This window comes from Marinovum sp. E3, from assembly GCF_055755275.1.
In genome coordinates this window covers 220,569-227,500 of the sequence record NZ_CM146908.1, presented here as the reverse complement: position 1 = coordinate 227,500, position 6,932 = coordinate 220,569, and the positions used below count along the sequence as shown (strand labels likewise).

Below are 6,932 nucleotides of genomic sequence, written 5' to 3'. Positions count from 1 at the left end.
GGGCCATCCCTCGCGGTCGAGCGCCTGCACCATGATCTGGCGGGTCGGGGTGTCGGCATAATAGGCATGACGCCCGTCGGGGGCGAAACAGATCGAATTGGAAATGCTGATTTCGGGAAAGAGCACCTCGAGCGTGCCCCGGTAGTAGCGATAGATCGCCCCTGCCCCGGGTTCGGCCTCGATCCCCATGGTGCCGATCCAGAAACCGCCGGCCGGGTCGGCGCGTCCGTCGTTCGACCGGGTCACCCCGTTGTCGGCCTCGAGCGGCAGGATCACCTCGTGATCGCCGCTGGAGATGTCGAAGCGCAGCAGCGCGCTCTGCGAGGCGATCATCAGGGTGTCGCGGTCGATCCAGCCGGCAGCCGAGACATATTCATCGAACTCCCAGGCCAGGGCGGTGTCGCCATCGCGGCTCATCAGCCGCTTGCCGAGGATGTCGAACCAGAAGAGCTGCTGCCGCTCGGGGTGCCAGAGCGGCCCCTCTCCAAGCTGGCAGGCGCGGGCGTCATATATGTCTGTGGTCATGTCAGGGTCTTTCTTGCTGGCAGAGACAAGACGCGCAGGTCCATCACACTGCGCGCCGCCTGGAGGCCTGTCGAGTCTGGCGATTTGATCCCATCCGCCATGCCCATGCGTCAAGCAAAGATCGGGGCCGGCGGCGCGGCCCGCCCCGATCATAAAAAAGGGGCGCCCGATGAGCGCCCCCTTCCGTTATTCTGCGGCCACCGCCTCTTGCCGCTGGCTGCCAAGCCCCGCGACCGTCACCTCCATGACGTCGCCGGGCCGCAGGAAGCGTTGCGGCGACATCCCCATGCCGACGCCGGCCGGGGTGCCGGTGGCAATGATGTCGCCGGGCTGAAGCTTCATGAACTGGCTCATGTAAGACACGATCTCGCGCACCGAAAAGATCATGTCGGAGGTGTTCGAGGATTGCACCGTCTCGCCATTGAGCGCCAGGCTCACATCCAGCGCCTGCGGATCGGGCACTTCGTCGGCGGTCACCAGCCAGGGGCCGATCGGGGCAAAGCTCGGTGCCGACTTGCCCTTGATCCACTGACCCAGCCGTTCGATCTGATAGGCCCGCTCGGACACGTCATTGACGGTACAATAGCCCGCGACATGCTCCAGCGCCGTTTCCTCCGAGACATAATGCGCCTCGCGGCCGATCACGACGCCCAGTTCGACCTCCCAATCGGTCTTTTCCGAGCCGCGCGGGATGATCACCGGGTCGAAGGGACCGGACAGGGCCGAGGTCGCCTTGGAAAACAGAACCGGTTCGCTGGGCGCGTCGAGACCGGATTCCTTGGCGTGCAGCGCATAGTTCAGCCCGACGCAAAAGAAGTTCGGCACCGACGACAGGCAGGCGCCGACCCGCCCCGGCGCGGCGACCAGCGGCAGCTGCGCCGGGTCGATCCCGCGCAGCTCGTCCAGGGTGGCCAGCGCCGCGCCCGACAGATCGGGCAGATGCGCGCTCAGATCGCGGACATTGCCCTCGGCGTCGAGCATGCCGGTCTTTTCGGCGCCGATCTCGCCGTATCGCAGGAGTTTCATCTCACATCATCCTTCTTGCCTGAAAATGGGTCTTTTGCCCCGGCGCCCGCACCGCCATCGCCAATCGCGGGCCGGCCGGAGCTTTGTCTTCGGGTCACATATGTCTTGCGACGGAGGGGCCGCGCCTCAGCCCCGTCCGATATAAGGCATGCCGCTGGCCATCACCGTCATGAATTGCACATTCGCCGCCAGCGGCAGCCCGGCCATGTGCAGCACCGACTCCGCCACATGCGCCACGTCCATCACCGGCTCCACCGCGATTTCGCCATCGGCCTGGGGCACGCCCCGGGTCATCTTTTCGGCCATCTCGGTCAGCGCATTGCCGACGTCGATCTGGCCGCAGGCGATGTTGTAGGGCCGCCCGTCCAGCGAGATCGACCGCGTCAGCCCGGTGATCGCATGTTTCGAGGCAGTATAGGGTGCCGAGCCCCAGCGCGGCACATATGCCGAAACCGAACCGTTGTTGATGATCCGGCCGCCCTGCGGATCCTGCGCCTTCATCCGGGCAAAGGCGGCGCGGGCGCAGATGAAGCTGCCCGTGACATTGATGTCGATGCAGCGTCGCCAGTCGGCAACCGGGACGGCGTCGATAGTGGCCCCCAGCGCCGAAACCCCGGCGTTGTTGAACAGCACGTCGATCCGGCCCCAGGCCTCCTGCGCGGCGTCGAAAGCCGCGTCGACCGCCGCCTCCTCGGTCACGTCGCAGGGCAGCGCCAGCACCCCGTCGTATCGGTCGGCCAGCGCTTCCAGCGGCTCCGGCCGGCGCCCGATCACCGCGACCCGCCAGCCCGCCTCGGCGAACGTTTCGGCGCAGGCCTTGCCAATGCCGGCGCCCCCGCCGGTGATGATGATGCTCTTCATGGTCTCTCCCTCCCCTGCGGCGCGACCGAAGTCGTCAAGCCCACTCGGCCGGGCTGGCCGAACCGTCAGTGATTGTCGCGCGGCAGGTCTTTCCTGATCCGCTGATAGGCCGTCGCCAGCTCCAGACAGCCGCCCTCGGCCAATTGCCCGACGTGCCGGCGATAGATTTCCTGCCACGGTGTCTGGCTGCGGATCTCCGGCGCCTCCCAGGCATCGCGCCGCGCCTGCCACCCGGCTTCGTCAACCAGCGCGTCCATCCGCGAGGCATTGAGATCGAGCCGCACCCGGTCACCGGTCTGCAAGAGCGCCAGCCCGCCGCCCACCACGGCCTCGGGCGAGGCATTGAGGATCGAGGGGCTTTCGGATGTGCCCGATTGCCGGCCGTCGCCGACGGTGGGCAGATGGTTGATCCCCTGTTTCAAGAGCGCATCGGGCGGCTGCATGTTCACCACCTCGGCCGAACCGGGGTAACCGACACAGCCGACATTGCGGACAAAGAGAATGCTGCGTTCGTCGATCTCGAGCCCGGCATCGTTGATCCGGTCGTGATAATCCTCGGGGCCTTCAAAGACCACGGCGCGCGCCTCGTAGATGCCTTCCTGGCCGGGCTCGGACAGGAAGCGCTGGCGGAAATCCTCGGAAATCACGCTGGTCTTCATCAGCGCCGAGTCAAACAGATTGCCCGACAGCACCTTGAACCCGGCCTGCTCGCGCAGCGGCCGGTCATACGGCCGGATCACATCCGTATCGACGCTTTCCACACCGGCGAGATTGACGCCCATGGTGTTGCCGGTCGCCGTCATCGCGGCCTCGTGCAGCTTTCCGGCCTTGAGCAGCTCGCCCATGACCGCCGGCACCCCGCCGGCGCGGAAAAAGCTCTCGCTCAGGTATTCGCCGGCGGGCTGCATGTTGACCAGCAGCGGTACGTCAAAGCCGATGGTTTCCCAGTCGGTCACATCCAGCGCCACCCCGGCATGACGGGCAATCGCCTGAAGATGCGGCGGCGCATTGGTGCTGCCACCGATGGCGCCATTGACGATGATGGCGTTCTCAAAGGCCGCGCGGGTCAGGATGTCGGAGGGTTTCAGATCGTCATAGGTCATCCGCACGATGTGCTTGCCGGTCTCATAGGCCATCGCCATGCGCTCGCGGAACGGCGCGGGGATGGCGGAACTGCCGGTCAGGGTCATGCCCAGCGCCTCGGCCATGGCGTTCATGGTCGAGGCGGTGCCCATGGTGTTGCAATGCCCGAGCGACGGCGCCGAGGAACAGACCCGGCTCATGAACTCCTCGTAATCGATCTTGCCTTCGGCCAGCAGACGGCGGCTCTCCCAGACGATGGTGCCCGATCCGGCCCGCTCGCCCTTCCACCAGCCATCCAGCATCGGACCGCCATTGAGCGCGATTGCCGGCAGATCCACCGTCGCCGCGCCCATCAGCATGGCGGGTGTGGTCTTGTCGCAGCCGGTGGTCAGCACCACGCCGTCAATCGGATAGCCGTGCAGCACCTCGACAAGGCTCAGGTAGGCAAGGTTGCGGTCCAGCGCGGCGGTGGGCCGCTTGCCGGTCTCCTGAATCGGATGCACCGGAAATTCCATCGGGATGCCGCCGGCGGCGCGGATGCCGGCCTTGATCCGGTCCATCAGGAAGACGTGGATCTTGTTGCAGGGGGCCAGATCGCTGCCGGTGTTGGCGATGCCGATCACCGGCTTGCCGCCCTGAAGCTCTTCGCGGGTGTATTCCTGGTTCTGATAGCGCTCGAGGTAGAGTGCGGTCATGCCCGGGTTGTTGGGGTTGTCGAACCACTCCTGCGACCGGAATTGCTTGTTGGCACGCGTGTCACTCATGGCTGTCTCCGGCTGTTGTCCCGCCTCTGGGTCAGCGTTGGAATGGCACAGCGCGGACCCGAGGGCAATCACCGAGGCCCCGGCCCCCATGGTACCGCTCCCAAAAGCGCGATACGACAGGAGCCAGACATCAGGCCGGGCAAGGGAGAGATCGCATGGCACATGAGGCTGCAATCGAGGCGCTGCGCGCGCTGCTGGGCGACAGGCTCGCCACCTCCGACAGCCACCGCGAGCTGCATGCGCAGAACGAGGCCTATTTCGCGCGTGCGCTACCGGATGCCGTGGCCTATCCCGAGACCACCGAGGAAGTCTCGCGCATTCTGGCGATCTGCCACGAGGCGCGTTGCCCGGTCACGCCCTTTGCCGCCGCCTCCTCGCTCGAGGGCCAGCATCTGCCGATTGCGGGCGGCGTCAGCCTCGACATGGGCCGAATGACCCGGGTGCTGACGGTCAATGCCGAGGATCTCAACTGCACCGTCCAGCCCGGCCTGACCCGCGAGGCGCTCAACACCGAACTGCGCGCCACCGGGCTGTTCTTTCCCATCGATCCCGGCGCCAATGCCTCGATCGGCGGCATGGCCGCGACCCGCGCCAGCGGCACTATGGCGGTGCGATACGGTACCATGCGCGAGGCGGTGCTGGCGCTCGAGGTGGTGATGGCCGACGGCACCGTCATCCGCACCGGCAGCCAGGCACGCAAATCCGCGACCGGCTATGACCTGACCCATCTCATTGTCGGATCCGAAGGCACGTTGGGCGTGATCACCGAGGTCACCCTGCGGCTTTATGGCCAGCCCGAAGCGATCAGCGCCGCCACCTGCCGGTTCGAAAGCGTCGAGGATGCGGTCAACTGCGTGATCCTGACCATCCAGTCCGGCCTGCCGATGGCACGGATCGAGCTGGTGGACGAGATGATGGTGCGCGGTTTCAACCTGTCGGGCGATGCCGGCCTGCCGGAAAAGCCGCATCTCTTCCTCGAATTTCACGGCACCCCGGCCGGCGTTGCCGAACAGGCGGCGACCTTCGCCGAAATCGCCGAGGATTTCGGCGCAACCGGCTTTGCCAAGGCCGACAGGCCCGAGGACCGATCCCGGCTCTGGGCCCTGCGCCACGGCGCGCATTACGCCAATTCCGCGCTCGAGCCGGGCAAGCGGACGCTGGCCACCGATGTCTGTGTCCCGATCTCGAAACTCGCCGAGGCGGTGACCGCCGCGCAGCGCAAATCCCGCGATCTGGGCCTGACCTGCACCATCGTCGGCCATGTCGGCGACGGCAACTTTCACTGCGGCGTGCGGGTCGCTCCGGAAGACGCCGACGAGCTGAAAACGGTCAAGGGCTTCGTCAACGAGCTCAATGACCTGGCCCTGTCGCTGGGCGGCACGGTGTCGGGCGAACATGGCATCGGCATCGGCAAACAGGCCTATATGACGCGCGAGCACGGCGCGGCGCTGGGTTACATGCGGGCGCTGAAACAGGCCTATGATCCGCGCGGCATCCTCAACCCCGGCAAGCTGCTGCCGCCCGAGGAGGCCTGACCCGGGGCACTGCCTGGGTTCTGTACCTTTCGCCGCCCAGCGCATATTAACATACCAGCTCGCCGCCGGCCACGTTCCGGCCGGCCCCGGGCCACACAACATGAGGACGATACCGTGACCACCCCAGCTCTCGCGCCACGCGCAGCTCAGACCGCCTTGCCCCGCGCCCATGCGGCACAGGGAGGGCTGCGCTGATGCCCGATTTCCTAGCGCTCGGAGAATGCATGGTCGAGATCGGCCCGGTCGAGAATGGCAAATGCCGCCGGGGCTTTGCCGGCGACACCTTCAACACCGCATGGTATGCCCGCAGATTGCTGCCCGAGAGCTGGACCGTGGGCTATGGCTCCTGCATCGGCAGTGACGCGATCTCCGAGGAGATGGCCGCCTATATGGAAAGCCACGGCATCGACACCAGCGCCATGCGCCGGCTCGCGGATCGCACCGTCGGGCTCTACATGATCTCGCTCCAGGACGGCGAGCGCAGCTTTTCCTACTGGCGCGGGCAATCCGCCGCCCGGGCGATGGCCGAAGACCCGGAGTGGCTGGAAGAAATCACCAGCGGCCGCGACATCATCCATTTTTCCGGCATCACCCTGGCGATCCTGCCGCCCGAACAGCGCCAGACCTTCTGTGACGTGCTGAGCCGTGCCCGCGACGGCGGCGCGCAGGTGGCTTTCGACACTAACCTGCGGCCCAAGCTCTGGGGCAGCGAAGAGGCGATGCGCGCCGGGCTCACGCTCGGCGCCTCGGTGGCCGATGTGGTGCTGCCCTCGTTCGACGAGGAAACCGCGCTGTTTGGCGATGCCACGCCGGAAGACACGATCCGGCGCTACCGCGACGGCGGCGCAAAGCTGATCGCGGTCAAGGATGGCGGCGGGCCGCTGACGGTCTGGACCAAGGACAGCGGCAGCGCCACGCTGCAACCGCAAAAGGTCACCCCGGTCGACACCACCGCCGCCGGCGACAGCTTTGCCGCCGGCCTGCTGGCCTCGCTGGCCACCGGGCATGATCTGGAAGCGGCCGCCACCCGCGCCATGGCGCTGGCGGCCGAGGTGATCCAGGCGCCCGGCGCACTGGTGCCGGAGATCTTCGAAAACGGCCGCTTTGCCTGACGGGCCCCGGCGGCGGACACGCCGCC

6 protein-coding genes (1 of these 6 only partly in view) are annotated in these 6,932 nt (G+C 66.7%); 2 read left to right on the top strand and 4 right to left on the bottom strand.

The annotated features are described in order from the left end of the window. The 4 genes from AC0J5K_RS01060 to AC0J5K_RS01045 form a co-directional block, all read right to left on the bottom strand. Nucleotides 1-525 carry the 5' portion of an SMP-30/gluconolactonase/LRE family protein gene (locus tag AC0J5K_RS01060; RefSeq protein ID WP_274566134.1) on the bottom strand. Its footprint begins 327 nt before the window's first position, so the window shows 525 of its 852 coding nt (coding positions 1-525); the start codon lies at nucleotides 523-525; its stop codon lies beyond the left edge, outside the window. A gap of 186 nt (nucleotides 526-711) precedes the next feature. Then, nucleotides 712-1,551: a fumarylacetoacetate hydrolase family protein gene (locus tag AC0J5K_RS01055; protein WP_048529187.1), complete on the bottom strand. Its 840-nt coding sequence runs from the start codon at nucleotides 1,549-1,551 to the stop codon at nucleotides 712-714. Nucleotides 1,552-1,677: 126 nt separating this feature from the next. Beyond that, nucleotides 1,678-2,412, bottom strand: coding sequence for an SDR family oxidoreductase (locus AC0J5K_RS01050; protein WP_274566135.1), 735 nt, complete (start codon nucleotides 2,410-2,412; stop codon nucleotides 1,678-1,680). A 65-nt stretch (nucleotides 2,413-2,477) separates the two neighbouring features. Next, the gene (locus tag AC0J5K_RS01045; RefSeq protein WP_274566137.1) at nucleotides 2,478-4,259 is read right to left on the bottom strand and encodes an IlvD/Edd family dehydratase; all 1,782 of its coding nucleotides are present in this window, start codon (nucleotides 4,257-4,259) and stop codon (nucleotides 2,478-2,480) included. A 155-nt stretch (nucleotides 4,260-4,414) separates the two neighbouring features. On the opposite strand from AC0J5K_RS01045, the gene AC0J5K_RS01040 reads away from it, so the two are divergent. Continuing rightward, nucleotides 4,415-5,794, top strand: a complete 1,380-nt coding sequence (locus tag AC0J5K_RS01040) for an FAD-binding oxidoreductase (protein WP_274566138.1) — start codon at nucleotides 4,415-4,417, stop codon at nucleotides 5,792-5,794. 194 nt (nucleotides 5,795-5,988) lie between these two features. Beyond that, the gene (locus AC0J5K_RS01035) at nucleotides 5,989-6,906 is read left to right on the top strand and encodes a sugar kinase (protein ID WP_274566139.1); all 918 of its coding nucleotides are present in this window, start codon (nucleotides 5,989-5,991) and stop codon (nucleotides 6,904-6,906) included. Nucleotides 6,907-6,932: the final 26 nt, after the last annotated feature.